Origin of the sequence: Pseudoxanthomonas mexicana, from assembly GCF_010093385.1 — a bacterium.
In the GTDB taxonomy this organism is placed as follows: domain Bacteria; phylum Pseudomonadota; class Gammaproteobacteria; order Xanthomonadales; family Xanthomonadaceae; genus Pseudoxanthomonas_A; species Pseudoxanthomonas_A mexicana.
Genome location: NZ_PDWV01000070.1, coordinates 1 through 15,604, shown reverse-complemented (window position 1 = coordinate 15,604; position 15,604 = coordinate 1). Strand labels below are relative to the sequence as shown.

The 15,604-nt window shown below is 62.2% G+C and carries 18 protein-coding genes and 1 pseudogene; 6 read left to right on the top strand and 13 right to left on the bottom strand.

Going from position 1 to position 15,604, the window contains the following annotated elements; all coding sequences use genetic code 11:
- Positions 1–132, top strand: a 132-nt coding sequence (locus CSC76_RS17335; RefSeq protein ID WP_162110050.1) for an integrase core domain-containing protein, incomplete at its 5' end; no start/stop codon positions are given.
- A gap of 140 nt (positions 133–272) precedes the next feature.
- Here the strand turns inward: CSC76_RS17335 and CSC76_RS17330 are convergent.
- The 6 genes from CSC76_RS17330 to CSC76_RS17305 form a co-directional block, all read right to left on the bottom strand.
- A complete protein-coding gene (locus CSC76_RS17330; protein ID WP_238395062.1) occupies positions 273–734 on the bottom strand; it encodes a thioredoxin family protein in 462 nt (153 codons plus the stop codon).
- 118 nt (positions 735–852) lie between these two features.
- Positions 853–1,557 (bottom strand): cytochrome c biogenesis CcdA family protein, encoded by a 705-nt coding sequence (locus CSC76_RS17325; RefSeq protein ID WP_162111212.1) that lies wholly within the window; start codon positions 1,555–1,557, stop codon positions 853–855.
- Between the two features lie 123 nt (positions 1,558–1,680).
- The gene (locus CSC76_RS17320) at positions 1,681–2,097 is read right to left on the bottom strand and encodes an organic hydroperoxide resistance protein (protein WP_162111211.1); all 417 of its coding nucleotides are present in this window, start codon (positions 2,095–2,097) and stop codon (positions 1,681–1,683) included.
- A 39-nt stretch (positions 2,098–2,136) separates the two neighbouring features.
- Entirely contained in the window at positions 2,137–2,646 is a 510-nt protein-coding gene (locus CSC76_RS17315; RefSeq protein ID WP_162111210.1) for a cytochrome P460 family protein, read from the bottom strand.
- 16 nt (positions 2,647–2,662) lie between these two features.
- The gene (locus CSC76_RS17310) at positions 2,663–3,691 is read right to left on the bottom strand and encodes an alpha/beta fold hydrolase (RefSeq protein WP_162111209.1); all 1,029 of its coding nucleotides are present in this window, start codon (positions 3,689–3,691) and stop codon (positions 2,663–2,665) included.
- Between the two features lie 118 nt (positions 3,692–3,809).
- Entirely contained in the window at positions 3,810–4,505 is a 696-nt protein-coding gene (locus CSC76_RS17305; protein ID WP_202923564.1) for an SDR family NAD(P)-dependent oxidoreductase, read from the bottom strand.
- A gap of 242 nt (positions 4,506–4,747) precedes the next feature.
- Between CSC76_RS17305 and CSC76_RS17300 the strand changes: the two genes are divergently transcribed.
- The 3 genes from CSC76_RS17300 (at position 4,748) to CSC76_RS17290 (ending at position 8,610) form a co-directional block, all read left to right on the top strand.
- Positions 4,748–5,491 carry a response regulator gene (locus CSC76_RS17300; RefSeq protein WP_162111208.1) on the top strand — a complete coding sequence of 248 codons (744 nt, stop codon included), beginning with the start codon at positions 4,748–4,750 and terminating at the stop codon, positions 5,489–5,491.
- Positions 5,488–6,846 carry a sensor histidine kinase gene (locus tag CSC76_RS17295; RefSeq protein ID WP_202923563.1) on the top strand — a complete coding sequence of 453 codons (1,359 nt, stop codon included), beginning with the start codon at positions 5,488–5,490 and terminating at the stop codon, positions 6,844–6,846. Before CSC76_RS17300 ends, CSC76_RS17295 begins: the two co-directional genes overlap by 4 nt.
- Positions 6,847–6,984: 138 nt before the next feature.
- The gene (locus CSC76_RS17290; protein ID WP_162111207.1) at positions 6,985–8,610 is read left to right on the top strand and encodes an ABC-F family ATP-binding cassette domain-containing protein; all 1,626 of its coding nucleotides are present in this window, start codon (positions 6,985–6,987) and stop codon (positions 8,608–8,610) included.
- Positions 8,611–9,039: 429 nt separating this feature from the next.
- Here the strand turns inward: CSC76_RS17290 and CSC76_RS17285 are convergent, their stop codons facing one another.
- Positions 9,040–9,654 carry a hypothetical protein gene (locus CSC76_RS17285; RefSeq protein WP_238395061.1) on the bottom strand — a complete coding sequence of 205 codons (615 nt, stop codon included), beginning with the start codon at positions 9,652–9,654 and terminating at the stop codon, positions 9,040–9,042.
- A gap of 234 nt (positions 9,655–9,888) precedes the next feature.
- Here CSC76_RS17285 and CSC76_RS17280 point away from each other — a divergent pair, with 234 nt between their 5' ends.
- The gene (locus CSC76_RS17280; protein WP_162111206.1) at positions 9,889–10,278 is read left to right on the top strand and encodes an IS110 family transposase; all 390 of its coding nucleotides are present in this window, start codon (positions 9,889–9,891) and stop codon (positions 10,276–10,278) included.
- 88 nt (positions 10,279–10,366) lie between these two features.
- Positions 10,367–10,908, top strand: a pseudogene (locus CSC76_RS17275) (IS3 family transposase); the annotation flags it as partial.
- Between the two features lie 28 nt (positions 10,909–10,936).
- Here the strand turns inward: CSC76_RS17275 and CSC76_RS17270 are convergent.
- The 6 genes from CSC76_RS17270 to CSC76_RS17245 form a co-directional block, all read right to left on the bottom strand.
- Positions 10,937–11,842 carry a LysR family transcriptional regulator gene (locus tag CSC76_RS17270; RefSeq protein ID WP_162111205.1) on the bottom strand — a complete coding sequence of 302 codons (906 nt, stop codon included), beginning with the start codon at positions 11,840–11,842 and terminating at the stop codon, positions 10,937–10,939.
- 56 nt (positions 11,843–11,898) lie between these two features.
- The gene (locus CSC76_RS17265) at positions 11,899–12,495 is read right to left on the bottom strand and encodes a DUF924 family protein (RefSeq protein WP_162111204.1); all 597 of its coding nucleotides are present in this window, start codon (positions 12,493–12,495) and stop codon (positions 11,899–11,901) included.
- A 2-nt stretch (positions 12,496–12,497) separates the two neighbouring features.
- Positions 12,498–13,700: a low temperature requirement protein A gene (locus tag CSC76_RS17260; protein ID WP_162111203.1), complete on the bottom strand. Its 1,203-nt coding sequence runs from the start codon at positions 13,698–13,700 to the stop codon at positions 12,498–12,500.
- On the bottom strand, positions 13,697–13,960 hold the full coding sequence (locus CSC76_RS17255) for a hypothetical protein (RefSeq protein ID WP_238395059.1): 264 nt from the start codon (positions 13,958–13,960) through the stop codon (positions 13,697–13,699). The genes CSC76_RS17260 and CSC76_RS17255 overlap by 4 nt, the downstream gene beginning before the upstream one ends.
- A gap of 73 nt (positions 13,961–14,033) precedes the next feature.
- Positions 14,034–14,750, bottom strand: coding sequence for an aldehyde dehydrogenase family protein (locus CSC76_RS17250; RefSeq protein ID WP_202923561.1), 717 nt, complete (start codon positions 14,748–14,750; stop codon positions 14,034–14,036).
- 105 nt (positions 14,751–14,855) lie between these two features.
- A complete protein-coding gene (locus CSC76_RS17245) occupies positions 14,856–15,497 on the bottom strand; it encodes a TetR/AcrR family transcriptional regulator (protein ID WP_162111201.1) in 642 nt (213 codons plus the stop codon).
- Positions 15,498–15,604: the final 107 nt, after the last annotated feature.

Genomic DNA, 15,604 nt, shown 5'->3' with positions numbered 1-15,604 from the left:
TCCGAACAGCGAGCCCACGCGCTGCAGGGCTGGCTTCATCACTACAACTGGCATCGACCACATGCCAGCCTTGGCTACAGGCCACCCATCACCCGAATCCCACTGAACAACGTGGTGGGTTTACACATCTAGCCGTTACGAGTGCGTAGTCGCCCGCTTCCAGCACTGCCTCGGCGAGGGCCAAGCCCAAACCGCGTGAACTACCGGTAATCAGCCATCGCTTGTTCATGTCTTTCTCGCGATAAGAGTAAGGGGCGCCTTGCAAAGGCGCATCAGCGCGCTGCCGCGGGACGCTGCGAATCGGATCCAGTGCTCAGCAGCGTACGGATCATTGCTTCGGTGTCCTCATACTGCCCTTCGCCAAAGTGCTGGTACACGATTCGCCCCTGTTGGTCGATCAGGTACATGGCAGGCCAATAGCGATTGCCGTAGGCATTCCACGTCTCGTAGCCATTGTCCTGGGCGACCGGATATGTGATCCCAAAGCGCTGTACCGCCGCCCGAACGTTGCTCAGCTTCTTCTCATACCCGTACTCGGGAGTGTGCACGCCGATGACGACCAGTCCCTGATCCTTGTACTTGGCATGCCACTGTTTGACGTGAGGCATGACACGAACGCAGTTGATGCACGAGTAGGTCCAGAACTCGACCAGAACGACCTTTCCACGAAGGTCCTGAAGATTGTGGGGCGGTGAGTTGATCCAGTTGTCGATGCCCTTGAATTCGGGCGCCATCGGTGCGGGTCTGGTTTGTGTGGGCTGAACAGGATCCGCCTGGACGTTAGGGGAACAAGCGGCTGCGAACACGCATGCGGCCAGCATGGTCGCAAGGGAAGAGAGCCTTTTCATGAGATCAGAGACCTTGGGAGAGGGGGGGAAGCCACTGGGTGGCCCAAGCGGACACGAATACGTCGTACTGGAGCAGCTGAAGAATGGCGACACCGATCGCGATCAGGCCAAAGACTTTCCTCAGCAGATCGGCATGCTTCTGGAAGAACGAGAGACGTGAATTGATCCAGCGTCCGCCGTAGGCAATCAGCAACATCGGAATGCCGGCGCCGATTGCGTAGAGTCCAAGCATCCCGCTGGCTTTTGCGGGTGACTGCGAACTCGCAGCCAAAGCAAGCACCGAAGCAAGGACGGGGCCGGCACATGGGGTCCACGCCAGGCCAAGCGAGGCGCCAACAAGCACGGCGCCGGACCTTCCGCTGGCTTGGAGCAAGCCAAGGCCGCCCGGCCTCACCTGATGCCATTGAGATTGCACCCATGCCACTGACCGCTCGAAGGGGGATGGCCAGAAGCAGGCCAGTCCGGCCAGCATCAGCACTACGATCGAGCCGGTGCGGATGCTTGCTTGAAGCTCCCCCGAAGATGCCGCCAGAACGCCCAAAAGGATGCCGCTGGCGGCAAAGCTGCCGACGAAGCCGGCGATGATCCACAAGGGCGTTCCCCGATCCTTTCCGGTACCTGTCGCCAGGATGATGGGAAGGATGGGCAGGATGCAGGGAGAGAGGATGGTGGCCATACCCGCAAGGGCAGCCAGTGCATATTCGATCATGGGAGAACCGTCGGAGCGGTGGAGGTGTCTATTGCATCGCGGCTGTGTCTGCGCTTTATGTCCGGCGACCCGGACATTTGTATCCGGATCGCCTTTGAATGCCTTAGGACACGGGCCGTTACTTCAGACCAAGCGAATCTGCACGTCGATGTTGCCTCGCGAGAGCTTGGAGTACGGGCAGGTGCGATGCGCTTCGTCGACGATGGCCTGTGCCTGTTCGGGTGCGATTCCAGGCAGTGAGATGGCCAGGCGAGCCTGGAGCTGATATTCCTCACCCACCTTCCCGAGGTCGACTTCCGCATCGATGGCGGCGTCTGCCGGCAAGGCAACGCGAAGCTTGCGGGCCGCGATGCCCATCGCGCCCTCGAAGCAGGCGGACCAGCCCGCCGCGAACAACTGTTCCGGGTTGGTACCCGGACGTCGGCTGCCGGGAGGTGAGAGATCCACGTCGAGCTGGCCGTCGTCGCTGCGGGTGTGGCCTTCACGGCCACCGACCGTGCGTGTCTTGCCGGTGTAGAGCACCGTGTCGATTGCGTTCATTGGATATCTCCAGTCAGAGGAAGTTGAAGAGCGGATTGGCTAGCGGGCGTACTGTGTAAAAACGTAGTCACGGTCTTTCACGCGGGCTGCGTGGCATGCATGGCAGGTCTTGTGCTGGGCCTCATCCACAGGTTTCCCATCGATGAAGCGGCCATATCCCCACCCACCTGTGCTGGCGTACTTGCGTGAGTCCTTGACCATCACCTGCACCGTGGTGGCTGCACCGGGAATGGATGCAGGCGCGAAATCCGGTGACTGCTCATGCTTCCAGGCCAGCTTCACCAGCACTGTTCCGTCGGGAAACGGACGCTGGTTCTCGCGGTATGCCCGCATGGCCTTGGAATTCCCGACCACCACGCGCAACTCGTCCAGCGGCGCGGCCTCCTGCGCCGGCGCGATGAAGGGCCAATCGCGATAGCCATCGGGTAGCTGGACGCCGTAGATCGGCGAGACTGGGCGGGTGCTGTCGTATGCCTGTACCACGCCCACCAAGCCCAGCGCGGAGCCTGCAGCAAGCAGTACCAGCAGCAACGTCCTGATCGATTTCATGCCGGCGCTCCTCCGTTCACAGGTGGGTGGCGTCGACGACCGCCTGGATGAACTCGGCGGGCGACTCCTGCGGCGGGTTGTGGCCAACGCCGCCCATGAACGTGCGGTGCTCGTACTTACCTACGAACTTGGTGGCATACGCCTCCGGCTTGGGGTGCGGCGCTCCGTTGGCATCGCCCTCGATGGTGATTGTCGGCACCTTGATAACCGGTGCCTGCGCCAGACGTTGCTCCAGAGCCGCGTACTTCGGTTCGCCCTCGGCCAGGCTCAGACGCCAGCGATAGTTATGGATGACGATGGCCACATGGTCCGGATTGTCCAGGGCGGCAGCACTACGGTGGAACGTGGCGTCATCGAACTTCCACTGCGGCGACGCCAGTTCCCAGATCTTCTTCGCGAAGTCGTGGGTGTACTGCGTGTAGCCCGCTTGGCCGCGGTCGGTGGCGAAGTAGAACTGGTACCACCATTGCAACTCGCCCGACGGCGGAAGAGGCTTGCGGCTGGCCTCCTGGCTGCCGATCAGGTAGCCACTGACCGACACCAGTGCCTTGACCCGTTCGGGCCATATGGCCGCCACGATGTCTGCCGAGCGCGCACCCCAGTCGTAGCCGGCTAGCGTCGCGCGACGGATCTTGAGGGCGTCCATCAATGCGATGACGTCCGATGCGAGCGCAGCTGGCTGCCCATTGCGTGGCGTGTCGGCGGACAAGAACGTGGTCGTTCCATAGCCTCGCAGATGAGGAACGATCACGCGGTATCCGCGAGCGGCCAATTGCGGAGCGACTTCCGCGTAACTGTTGATGTCGTACGGCCAGCCGTGCAGCAGGATGATGACTTCGCCCTTGGCAGGGCCGAGGTCGGCGTAACCGATACGCAGGTCTCCTGCGTCGACATGCTTGTCGGCTACCAACTCGGGTGGCAGCGCTGGAGAAGCCACTTGCGTCGCCGACTGCGCGAATGCGGCTCCGCTGAAAATCAGGAAGGTTCCCGCCAGCCATGACAGGGTGCGCGGGCGGCGGGGGTTCGAGGCAGAGATCGCGAACATGGTGGATCCTCCAGCAAGGTGGATGAAGGGATGGATCGGGAAGCGCGGCGCGCGCGTACGCGTCGCGGTCTATTCAGATGGAGTAACCGCCATCCATCGTCAGGCTGGCGCCTGTCATCTAGCTCGCCTCGGCACTGACCAGATAGGCCGCCAGCGACGCGACCTCTTCCGGGCGTCCCACGCGCTGCAACGGGCTGCGCTCAGCGAGATGGTCGAGGAAGCCGGCAGTGATGTCGGTCTCGATTGGGCCGGGCTGGATGTTGTTGATGGTGATCTTGCGCGGGGCCAGATCCAGCGCCAGTTCACGCACCAGCGCGGCGACGGCGGCCTTTGTCATGACGTAGACGCTGCCACCGACCGATCCACTACGCTGGGCGGTGTTGCTGCCGATCGTGACGATTCGGCCGCCATCGGCCATCTTGGCGGCTGCAGCCTGGATCGCCAGGAAGACGCCGCGGACGTTGACCGACAGCATCAGATCAAGCGTGTCGACCGGGAACTGCTCCAGAGGACCGCCCTGATAGACACCGGCATTGACGACAGCCACCTGCAGGGTGCCCAGCCTGGCGGCGGCGTCGGCGACGGCAGCTGTGATGGCATGCTGATCCGCTGCGTCGGCCTGCAGGGCAATGGCTTGGCCGCCATCCCCTTGGATGGCGGCGACCACTTCGGCGGCCTTGTCGGCGCGCGAGGCGTAGGTCAGGGCAACGGCGTAACCCTCACGGGCCAGGCGACGTGCAATGGCCGCACCGATGCCGCGGGAACCGCCGAAAACCAGGGCAGCCTTGGACGAAGGGGATTCAGAGGTGTTCATGGTCGTTTCCTTCGGGTGTGGCCGACGGGGCTCCGCGGCGATGGACACATTCCGCACCCGCCCGGTATCCGGGACGTGTCTGGATGCAGGGAGATTTGTCGCCCTTTTCCCGAAACCGGCCCGTGGATACGTTCTGATACAAACAAGCGACATCCGCCCGCTTGGCGGGTGGTCCACTGGCGCTACCATCCCCTGCGACAGATCAATGGCCACGCGTGGCCGCACTTCCGGAGCTCCGACACATGTCGTCCCACACCGATCACATCCTCGTCGTCGACGATGACCGAGACATCCGACAGATGGTGGGCGACTACCTGAAGCGGAATGGCCTGCGCGTCAGCCTGGCGGCCGACGGACGCGAGATGCGTGGCGTTCTGGATACCAGCGACGTGGATCTGGTCGTGCTCGATGTGATGATGCCCGGCGAAGACGGCCTGTCCCTCTGCAGGAATCTTCGTGCAGGCAAGCACCGGGCGGTACCGGTGGTCCTGCTCACCGCCCGCGATGACGAGACCGACCGCATCATTGGATTGGAGATGGGCGCTGACGACTATGTCAGCAAACCCTTTTCATCGCGGGAACTGCTGGCACGCATCAACGCCGTGATACGTCGTGCGCGCATGCTTCCTCCCAACCTGCAGGTCTCCGAGGCCAGCCGGTGGATCGGGTTCGGTGACTGGCGTCTGGACACCACCGCGCGTCATCTGATGGACAAAGCCGGGACCGCGTACCCGTTGAGCGGTGCCGAGTTCCGCCTGCTGAGGGTATTCATCGATCATCCGCAACGCGTCCTGAGCCGCGATCAGCTGCTCAACCTGACGCAGGGACGTGATGCAGAGGTGTTCGACCGGTCCATCGACCTCCTCGTCAGCAGGCTCCGTCAGCGCCTTGGCGACGGCGCCCGTGAGCAGACATACATCAAGACCGTTCGAAGCGAGGGCTACGTATTCAGCCAAACCGTCGTTCTGGAAGGCGAAGAGCCGTGAGCCTTCCACGCAATACTTTCACCAAGTGGCTGCCCAGAACACTCAGGGCGCGCCTGTTACTGATCCTGGGAGCGGGCTTGTTGCTCGCGCACGGACTGTCGTTCGCGCTGCTGTTCGAGGAACGGGCGGATGCCACCCGCTCGATGATGCTCCGGAACCTCTATGAGGACATTCCTGTCAGCGTGGCGCTGTTGGAGAACCTCCCCGCAGATCAACGGAGCGATTGGATTCCCCGCCTTGAGCGCCGGACGTATCGCTATCTCCTGCGGCCAGCACAGGCGGGTACGCCGTTGTCCACGTCCCGCTCGCGCCAAGTGACAGGATTGATCGATGACGCTCTCGGACACGAGTACACGCTACGGCCACGAGCCGTGTCCACTGAGCCGGAGCGCTACGAGGTGGAGCTGACGCTCCATGACGGACAGCCTCTCACCATCGAGGTGACGCCCTCACTGATGCCCTTGGCACGCTGGTTGCCATGGGTACTGGCCGCGCAGGGTGCGTTACTGTTGATCTGCGTGGGTGTTGCGGTTCGATTGGCCACGCGCCCTCTGGCTCAACTCGCAAAGGCGGCCGAGCACATGGACCCCGCCGGCAATGGTGCGCCATTGCCCCAGGATGGACCGTGGGAGGTTGCTCAGGCATCGAGCGCACTCAATCTACTCCAGACGCGCGTCGCGACTCATGTGGCCGAGCGGACCCAGATCCTTGCCGCTATTTCGCATGATCTGCAGACACCCATCACCCGCCTGAGGCTGCGGGCAGAGGCACTGGACGCCACCGCCGAGCAGGAGAAAATGCTGAGCGATATCGACCAACTCAGCCTGTTAGTGCGCGAAGGCCTGAGCTACGCCCGTAGCGCGTCGGTCACATTGGGCCCGGCAGTTCGACTGGATATGGCGGCATTTCTGGAAAGTGTCGTGGCCGACTATCAGGACGCCGGGCGCGCCGTGGTGCTCTCAACCCGAGGCGCTGCGTCTCACGACACCCATCCCCAAGTACTGCGTCGAATCCTGCAGAACCTGATCGACAACGCGCTCAACTACGCCGGCGATGTCGAGACCAGACTGCGCATGGATGAAGCGGGACGAATCCATATCGATGTGCTTGATCGTGGACCTGGTATTCCGCCCGGGCAGTTGGAGAATGTAGTGAAACCCTTTCAGCGGCTCGAGCCATCACGTTGTCGCGGGACGGGTGGCACAGGCCTTGGGTTGGCCATCGCCCAGCAACTCACCCAGGCACTCGGCGGCGCACTGCGACTTTCGAATCGAGACGGTGGCGGTCTCCAGGCAACGATCGAGCTGAACTCCCCGTCTTCGTCGAACGTTCAGCACAACGGCGCCTCCTGCTGACACAATATCCGTGACCGAAGTGAATTTGGAGCCTGCTGGACGTGTGATAGTCCCGTTCCCCTGAAACACATGAGCACCCCGCACTGTGGGGAGCTTCAGCTGTGATCGCCTCATGCCAGGCGACTAAAGGAGGAACCCATGTCCGGCGCTCGCATCCGCGCTTCCCACCTTTCGTTTTCGTGGCCAGACGGCACGTCCGTCTTCGCCGATTTGTCATTCGTCTTTGGTCCATCGCGGATCGGCCTTGTTGCGCGCAATGGGGCAGGCAAGACAACGTTGCTACGCCTGTTGGCGGGCGAGCTTGCCATGCAGGCCGGCACCATCGACATAACCGGTCGAGTGGGTTATCTGCGACAGTACTGGAACAGCGCCGCCTATGCCACGGTTGCTGAGCTGCTGGGTGCCACCGATGCGCTGAATGCGGTGGATGCCGTACTCGCCGGCACAGCCGATGCCACACAGTTCGAGCGCGCCGACGGCCACTGGAATCTGCGTGAGCGCGTCGCCTCACAGCTGGCGGCATTTGGCCTGCATGACGTCTGCCTGCAGCGGGAGATCTCCACTTTCAGCGGCGGGGAGACAATGGCATTGGCGGTGGCCGCCCAGTTGCTGCGGGCACCCGATGTCCTGCTTCTGGATGAACCCACCAATCACCTGGACCGGAAAGCACGCCAAAGGCTGCGTACTGTGTTGGAGTCGTTCCGCGGATGCCTCCTGGTGGCAAGCCATGATCGAGGCTTGCTGGAGGACATGCAGGAAATCGCGGAACTGCAGCCCGCGCGCATTCGCATGGTCGGAGGTGGCTACAGCGCGTACCGGTCTGTCGCCGAGCGCGAGCAGTCCGCTGCCGAACAGCAGGTGCAGCACCTACGCAAGGAACTACGACGCGAGAAGCACGAGATGCATCAGGCTCGCGAGCGTGCGGACCGGCGTGCATCCAATGCCGCGCGCAAGGCCCCCGATGCAGGACTGCCCAGGATCGTCGCAGGAACGCTGGCAAGCCGAGCCGAAGTATCCGCCGGTAGAGCGGCTGGTGTGCATGCCGAACGCGTCGACAAGGTGCGAAGCGCGCTGCGGAGTGCCGAGCAGGAAACCGCCTCCCCTGCCGTGCCGCGCTTTTCACTGCCCGCCACGCGTGTAGGTGCCACACAACACGTATTGACCGTGGAGAGCGTGCGGGCTCTTGGCCAAGAGGGCCCCCTTTGGGGTGCTGCCGGCATCACGCTGACGATCCGCGGGCCAGAGCGCATCGCGCTGATGGGGGACAACGGCGTGGGGAAAACCACGCTCCTGCGAATCCTGGCTGGCGAAATGAACCCTTCGGCTGGGGAACTTCGCATAGGCGCCATCCGTGCAGCCTATCTCAGTCAGCGCCTGAATCAGTTGGCGCCTGCGAAGTCGCTAGCCGAGAATTTTGAGGACAAAGCGCCCCTCCTTTTACCGCAGGAACGCGCCGATGTACTGGCAAGGCTAGGATTCCGTGGCGATCGCATGAAGCTGCCTGTCGCTGCGCTGTCAGGCGGAGAGCGCTTGCGTGCAACCCTTGCCTGCGTTTTGCACGCAGATGAGTCTCCACAGCTCCTGTTGCTGGACGAGCCTACTAATAACCTCGATCTCGAAGCTGTTCTGCAGCTAGAACAACTGCTTCAGAACTACGAAGGTGCAATGGTGCTCGTAAGCCATGACACGGACTTCGTGGAGTCCATCAGGCCCACCCGACGCCTGAGCCTGACGGCAAGGGGGCTGGTTGAGTTGCCCAATTGATGGATGTCCGCTTCTGGCCGATTGCGGCCAACCGGACCGACAAGCCCACTTCCGGCAGGAGGAAAGCCAATCGCACCGGATGCGCCATCAGAGCGCCCCGCCCGGGATCATTTCGAAGGCAAGTCGTTGCAACTATTGCCTTTTTTTCATCATAAGTTGAAACAATGTTTCAACTTATGGGTCCGGTACCAATCATCTAAGTGATTGAGTCGATTGGTGGGCCCACCAGCAATCGAATGGCAAATGCAAGTCGTTGAGTAAATTGAAGTTAAATACAACGATCTCGTGTAGTGACTCACAACTTGACTCACTTTTTGACCGGATTGAGCCGGTCAATACTGGACTACACAGGACGGCATCCCGTCTAACACCAGAATTAAGCCGACCCGCGAAGCGGGTTCGGCTTGAAGGAACTGTTAGGTGCTCAGCTCATGGGCGGGGTGGGCGACATGACGCACCATATGCTTCCTCGTAGGGTTTCCTGAAGCAGGCCACCAGCCCGTCCACGACCTCAATGTTGGGTGGCCAGCGCATCTTCATGCCCGGCTGTCCGGGCGGGGCAGGAAGCTCAAAGTAGCCGTCTTTCAGAGGCGGCATGCCAGCGCCTTCCGGATAAGCGACGGCTGCGAGGCGCTTTTGCGCGGCCAGTAGCGCAGGATTGTCATGCCGCAGGAAGGCCAAGGTGGCATCCACGTAGTGGTTCCAACCGGTTGGATCTTGCTCTACGGGCTTCCGGGCGGCTTCCAACAGCGGGATTGCTTGCTCGTATTGACCTGCCGAGGCGCGCATCTGACCTTCGTGCCACGCTAGAAGTGTGCCTGCGTTCGGATGCTTGGCCCGGTAGGCCGCTAACAGTTCCGCGGCTGCTAGTTCGCAGCCAGGAATACTGGCAATGGCACGCCAGCCACCTGAAAGGTCTTGATCAAATGCATTTTCATCAAGCGCGAGTAAGGCTTCCTCATCATACTTGCAACGGTCAGCGGCATGAATTGCAGGGCTACCAAGCAGCAAGAAGAAGAATGCTACAGCTGTGAACTTTCTCATGTGCGCACCTAACGCCTTGTGTCTTTGAACTTCCCTACTGTAGTGGCCGAGAACCCGGCGTGCGCGCCCGATAACGCCTCGGTATAGCCGCACCGCAATTCAGCAGGGGCCGCACGCCGGATCTCGCGCCCTGCGCCCGGACAGTTGATCGAGGGTTTCCTCGAACTGATAAGCGTGACCTTGGGCGCGATGTTCTCGACGGGCCAACTCTAGCGGAGAACCGGGCATGACGGCATGGGAATCGACGTAGGCAAGGCGGCGCTGGATGTGGCCGTCGACGGCGTGGCGGGTGTGCCGCGTTTCGCCTATACCCCGGTCGGGATAGGCAAGCTCATGGGTCGGTTGAAGGGCGTGGCAGACGCTCGCGTGGTGGTTGAGGCGACCGGTGGCTACGAGGACGCGGTGCTCGATGCCTGCTGCGATGCCGGCATCTGGGTGGCCCGGATCAACCCGCGGCAGGCCCGGGATTTCGCCCGGGCCACCGGCGAGTTGGCCAAGACCAATGAGATCGATGCGTGGCTGCTGTGCCTGTTGGCGCGACTGTTCGCCGGACGGCTACGTCGCTACGACGCGCCCGCCTCGGGTTCTACCCCGTTTCCACGGACGATTGGGTTGAGAGTCTAAAGGCCTGATCCTTGGCATCGAGCCTTCGCTGGATGAGCGGGTTATGGAACCGCTCGATGCAATCGAACACATCGGCCCTGGCTAAGGCCAGCGTCAGTTCACGGTGTCCAAGCCCAACGAGGCGTGGGTAACGGGCATCACCTGCATCCGTACTTGGCAGGGATGGCTCCACTTAGCCGTCGTCGTGGACCTGTTCTCGCGTAAGGTCGTAGGTTGGGTCGTCACGCCGACGACTCATCGAGGGCTGATCCTTACGCTGTCTTGAAGGCCGTCCGTTCTCGGCGAGCCCACAAGACCATGATCCATTCGGATCAGGGAACGCAGTATGTGAGCGATGTATGGCGGCGCTTCTGTAAAGCCAGCCATCTTGAGCCAAGCATGAAGAGGCGGGCGAACTGCTGGGACAACGCAGTCGCCGAGCCTTTCTTCGGGAGCTTGAAGAAGGAGCGGATCAAGAAGCGCATCTACACGGACCGCCAAACGGCTGCCTCGGCCGTGTCCGAGTACATCGAAGGCTTCTACAATCAGATCCGTCGGCACATCTATCTCGGTGGCGTTATTCCCATCGAGTTCGAGGCGGCACATCGACACCGCCGCATAGTGTCGACCAAAAGCTGGGAACTCCGCTGACCGACGATGTCAAACTGTGAAGCCCTCCTCATGGCTCAAGGTGAGGACGCATCAGGACTTCTAACCATTCAATGAAGGCATTGAGTCGACGCGAGCGCTGTTTTCGACTCGGATAGATGAGTGACACTGGCATGGATGGAGCACGGAACTGGGGCAGGACCTCGACCAATTCGCCCCTGTCGAGCAGGTGTTGCACATCGAAGCGTGGGACCTGGATCAGCCCCATGCCCGACACGCAGCAGGCGATGTAGCTCTCGGCGTTGTTGACGATCACACGACTGGGAACGGCAACCAGATGTTCGATGTCCGAGACCAGGTATTCCCACGGCATTTCCCGTCCAGTGGAGGCCGAGGCATATCCCACGGACCAGTGCCCCCGGGCCAGCTCAGCCGGACTCGCGGGCATGCCGTACTCACGCAGGTAGGCTGGGCTTGCGCAGTTGATCAACGCGATATGGCCAAGGGGGTGCGCGACCAGACTGCTGTCATGCAGCGGACCGACCCGGACGGCGCAGTCCACGCCTTCGTGCACGAGATCGATCACACGATCGGTTGAGCCCAATGCCAGTTGAAGACGGGGGTAGCGACGGAGAAAACCCGGCAAGGCGGGGGCAATCAGCCGGCGCGCAATACGGCTGGGCACGTCCACGTTGAGCCGTCCTGAGATTCTCCGCTGGCTTGCATGGAACAACTGGCCGATGTCTTCGGCCTCGGCGAGAAACGGTCGGACGCGTTCGAGCAGTTGAACGCCGTCTGCCGTCAATCGCACCTGCCGCGTCGTACGATGCAGCAGGCGCGTGCCGACGGTCGATTCGAGTTGTTGGATGGCGGCCGATACCGAGGCGCGTGGCAGCTCCAGCGCATGGGCCGCCCTGATGAAACTGCCCATCTCGGCAACTTGAACGAAGACGCGGTACTGATCGAGTGTGTCCATTCGCCATTTTTACCTGATGCTGCCTGGTTAGACAGCCGGCCCCCAGGGTCGAGGCTTCATCCGGCGAAGCCGCCCTGGTCGAGGAAGGCGCGCTCCTGGGGCGTGGTTTCGCGCCCCAGGAGCCGATTGCGGTGCGGGAAGCGCCCGAATCGGCGGATGATGTCCCGGTGTCCTTCGGCATGGTCGAGCCAGGGTTGTCCGAGCCGGGCGTTGAGCTGGACCGAGAGGTCCTGGTCGCCCTCGTCCTCCGAGTGGGCAAATGGCAGGCAGAAGAACAATCTCAGTTCGGCATCGATCGCGTCCATGTGCCCAGTTGATTGCGCCCGGTGGGCAAAATACCGCGCCAAGGCATCCGTCGCATACATGTGCGCCGTGCCGCGGAAAGCGTTGCGAGGGAACTGATCGAGCAAGATCAGCAGCGCCAGGGAACCTGCGGGCGTGTCGGTCCAATCGTCGAGTTCGCGTCGTGCCGCCGACAGATGCAGGTGGAGAAAGCGATTGCGAAACCGGCTGTCGAACGACGGATCGTGGCTGAACCAGTCCGCGTGAGCCGCGCGCCAGAATCGCACGACCCCGTCGGCGCCGTGCGCTACGTTTCGCGCCCGCACAATCGGGTCGGCCGGTACCCGTTTGAAGCCGAGGCGCGCGCGCATGATCAAGCGTCCCCGCGGCGCTTGCGCAACAGTTGCGCCTCCCGGAAGCTCACCACCAGCACGACCACCGTGGTCAGCCAGCCCATGACCAGCATGTCGGAAACGAGGGCCACGGGCACCAGCGCCAGCAACACCAGCACGCCGGCCAGGTGCGATCCCGGCACCACGCCATAGACGACGCGCTTGTAGACGGCGCTGCCCAGTAGATAGAGCACCGGCCCTGCCAGCAGCACGGCAGCCTGCGCCGTGGCTGGGTAGGCGTCGGGATGTGCCAGTACCAGGTCGTTGCCCACGGCGGTGGCGATGATGCCTGCGATCAGGATGGCATGGACGTAGTGAAAATACGCGCCGATGCGCCCAGGGTCGTCCGACCGTGTAATGGCGGCCGTGGCGTCCTTGCTCGACGTACCGAAGTACAGCCACCACATCGCCAAGGTGCCGACGAATGTCGCCAGGAGCGCCAGCAGCACCGCGGGTGTCCAGAGCTCGGCGCTCGCCAGGCTGGCGCCGCTGGCAAGCACGGTCTCGCCGAGGGCGACGATAACGAAGAGCTGGCAGCGCTCGGCCAGATGGCCGCCTTCGATCGTCCACTCCCGCGTCCGTGATCGCCCTAGGCCCGGCAGGGCAAAGCCGAACATCGGCGATACGTACTCGCACAGCACGGCAGCCAGCCAGAACAGAGCCCTGGCCTCATGGTGCATCAGGCCGCCGGCGACCCAGAACACCGCCGAAATCGACACCCAGCCCAGCATGCGCCGATAGTTCGGCGCCAGCGGATGACCACTGGGTAACTGCAGCGCAATGAATGCCGTTCGGCCGACTTGCATGGTCGCGTACGCACCTGCGAACACCAGCCCGCGGTCGCCGAAGGCTTGCGGAATGCTCGACGCCATCACCAGCCCGAGCAGCATGGTCGCGAACAACATCCCACGGATGCGCGGCGTCTCCGGATCAAACCAGTTGGTGACCCAGCAGGTGTATTGCCAGCCTAGCCAGACCGCGAACCACAGGATCAGCGTCTCGATCACGCCGGAGGCGGTGAGGTTGTGCAGCAGTTCATGGCTGAGCTGGGTCACCGCAAAGACGTAGACCAAGTCGAAGAACAACTCTTCGTAGGTCACCCGCGCATGATGACCATCGCGATGCCGCAAGAGTGGACGACCGGCGTCGGGTTCGCCCGACTTCGTCAGGGTCTCGTGTTTCATGGGTGTGAGAGGCGCCAGATCGCGAAGGCCGCCAGCGCGGCCGGCACCATGAAGACGATCAACAGGATCGGCAGCTCATCGCGCATGGTGTAGCCGGCATGGCTCACGCCGACCCACAGATTGGTGATCGCGACGAGCAGCCATACGGGAATGAAGACCTTGGCCGCCAGGGCCATGCCGGCCGCATCGTTGCCCCATAGCTTGCCGAACAGCAGGAAGACCGCCATCAGGACGATGCCGCCTCCGATCACCATCAGCATGTGCATAACCGTGTCCTCTGCCTGTGGAATCGTGTGCCGGAAAAACGCTCTCGTGAGATGGCCGCCTGGACGGCTAGGAGAACACACTCAGATTCTTGGCGATGTCCTTGCCGGCATAGGGCGGGAAGACATCGAGTTCCAGATCCGGATTGCCGATCAGCAGGGCCTTGGTATTGCTGAGCGCATCGAAGCCGGCCTTGCCGTAGTACTTGCCCATGCCGCTGTAGCCGACGCCGCCGAACGGCAGACTGTCGATCCAGCAATGCAGGTTGGTCTGATTGACGCAGCCGCCGCCGAAGGACAGGCTTCCCAGGACGTAGTCGATAGTTGCCTGGTTCTTGCTGAAGATGTAGGCGGCCAGCGACTTCGGCTTGCGCTTTATGATGTCCACGATTTCCTTCAGGTCCATGTACGGCATCACCGGCAACACCGGGCCGAAGACTTCCTGCTGCAAAGCCGGGTCGTCCCAGGTCGAGGGGTAGAGAACAGTCGGCTCGACATAGCGCGCCTTGATATCCGAGCGGCCGCCATGCACGACCTTGTCGGGCAGGATGTACGACGCCACCCGCTGCGCGTCGTGTTCGCTGATCATGCGGGCGAAGTCGGGGCTCTGCTGCGGGTCGGAACCATACATTTTGACGATGGCGGCCTTGAGCTTGGCGATGAAGGCATCGGCCACGCTCTCGTGCACGTAAACGTAGCCCGGCGCGATGCACCACTGACCGGAGATGGCGTTGTGCCCCCAGGCGATGCGATCCGCAGCGATGTCAAGGTTGGCGGTCTCGTCCACGCTTTCATCATCTTCCAGCGCATCGCGTGGCGTGCTCTTTCATCTGGCATCACTCGGCCAATGCCTCCGCGTCTCGAACGCGTCGACTGCCGGGACACATCGCGGCTACCGCGGCTCCAGCAGTTCCAGCAGCATCCGCTTGTGTTCTTGGCGCACTTGCGCCAGCGATACGGGAACATTCTCACCGAACAACAGATAAAGAGTTATCCAGTACGTGAGGGGCGACCTGGCCAGCAAATCGCTCTCGGTCATCACACCGCGACGGATGACGCCGCGCTCGACGCATTCGTCGAAGAAGGCCCGGTCCTGGGTCCAGCGCGATTCCACTACCCGGTGATACCAGCGGTGGACAATGTCCGGGGAGATGCGTCGGCTCTCCATGACGAGCAAGCGGATTACCGCCAACGTGCTGGGCTGCCCCAGCATCGGATAGAGACTGTCGAGAAAGGCCTCAAGGATCGAGTCCAAGGGTTTATCGGCATCGAACGGTACTTCCACCTTCTCCGACGGACTCAGCACCGTCATCAGCAGGTCTTCGAAGACCTCTTCCTTGCTCTTGTAATGAGCATAGATACCTGTCTTCGACAGGCCGGCACGTGTGGCGATGGTCTCGATCGTGGTGGCCGTATAGCCACGATCCGAGAACTCGATCAACGCCGCGTCCAGGATTTCCCGTTTGCGTTCGGCCGAGGGCAGATAGCGGCGACGTTTGATGGGACCGCGTTGCCGGTGTCCCCGGTTGATCAAGGCACTCTCTCTACCGGCGGCAAGCAACCCGCCTCAGGCGAAGGTGAAATGTTAACGGTTCTGCGCCGGAATAGCTGCCCAAGGGGTACTCCTGAGCCGCCCAGGCC

Coding starts and splice junctions, on each gene's coding strand:
- CSC76_RS17285 (WP_238395061.1), bottom strand. CDS start 9,654: ATGAGAAAGTTCACAGCTGTAGCATTCTTCTTCTTGCTGCTTGGTAGC.
- CSC76_RS17330 (WP_238395062.1), bottom strand. CDS start 734: ATGGCGCCCGAATTCAAGGGCATCGACAACTGGATCAACTCACCGCCC.
- CSC76_RS17290 (WP_162111207.1), top strand. CDS start 6,985: ATGTCCGGCGCTCGCATCCGCGCTTCCCACCTTTCGTTTTCGTGGCCA.
- CSC76_RS17305 (WP_202923564.1), bottom strand. CDS start 4,505: ATGAACACCTCTGAATCCCCTTCGTCCAAGGCTGCCCTGGTTTTCGGC.
- CSC76_RS17255 (WP_238395059.1), bottom strand. CDS start 13,960: ATGCTGATGGTGATCGGAGGCGGCATCGTCCTGATGGCGGTCTTCCTG.
- CSC76_RS17265 (WP_162111204.1), bottom strand. CDS start 12,495: ATGCGCGCGCGCCTCGGCTTCAAACGGGTACCGGCCGACCCGATTGTG.
- CSC76_RS17315 (WP_162111210.1), bottom strand. CDS start 2,646: ATGAAATCGATCAGGACGTTGCTGCTGGTACTGCTTGCTGCAGGCTCC.
- CSC76_RS17325 (WP_162111212.1), bottom strand. CDS start 1,557: ATGATCGAATATGCACTGGCTGCCCTTGCGGGTATGGCCACCATCCTC.
- CSC76_RS17310 (WP_162111209.1), bottom strand. CDS start 3,691: ATGTTCGCGATCTCTGCCTCGAACCCCCGCCGCCCGCGCACCCTGTCA.
- CSC76_RS17300 (WP_162111208.1), top strand. CDS start 4,748: ATGTCGTCCCACACCGATCACATCCTCGTCGTCGACGATGACCGAGAC.
- CSC76_RS17270 (WP_162111205.1), bottom strand. CDS start 11,842: ATGGACACACTCGATCAGTACCGCGTCTTCGTTCAAGTTGCCGAGATG.
- CSC76_RS17320 (WP_162111211.1), bottom strand. CDS start 2,097: ATGAACGCAATCGACACGGTGCTCTACACCGGCAAGACACGCACGGTC.
- CSC76_RS17260 (WP_162111203.1), bottom strand. CDS start 13,700: ATGAAACACGAGACCCTGACGAAGTCGGGCGAACCCGACGCCGGTCGT.
- CSC76_RS17280 (WP_162111206.1), top strand. CDS start 9,889: ATGGGAATCGACGTAGGCAAGGCGGCGCTGGATGTGGCCGTCGACGGC.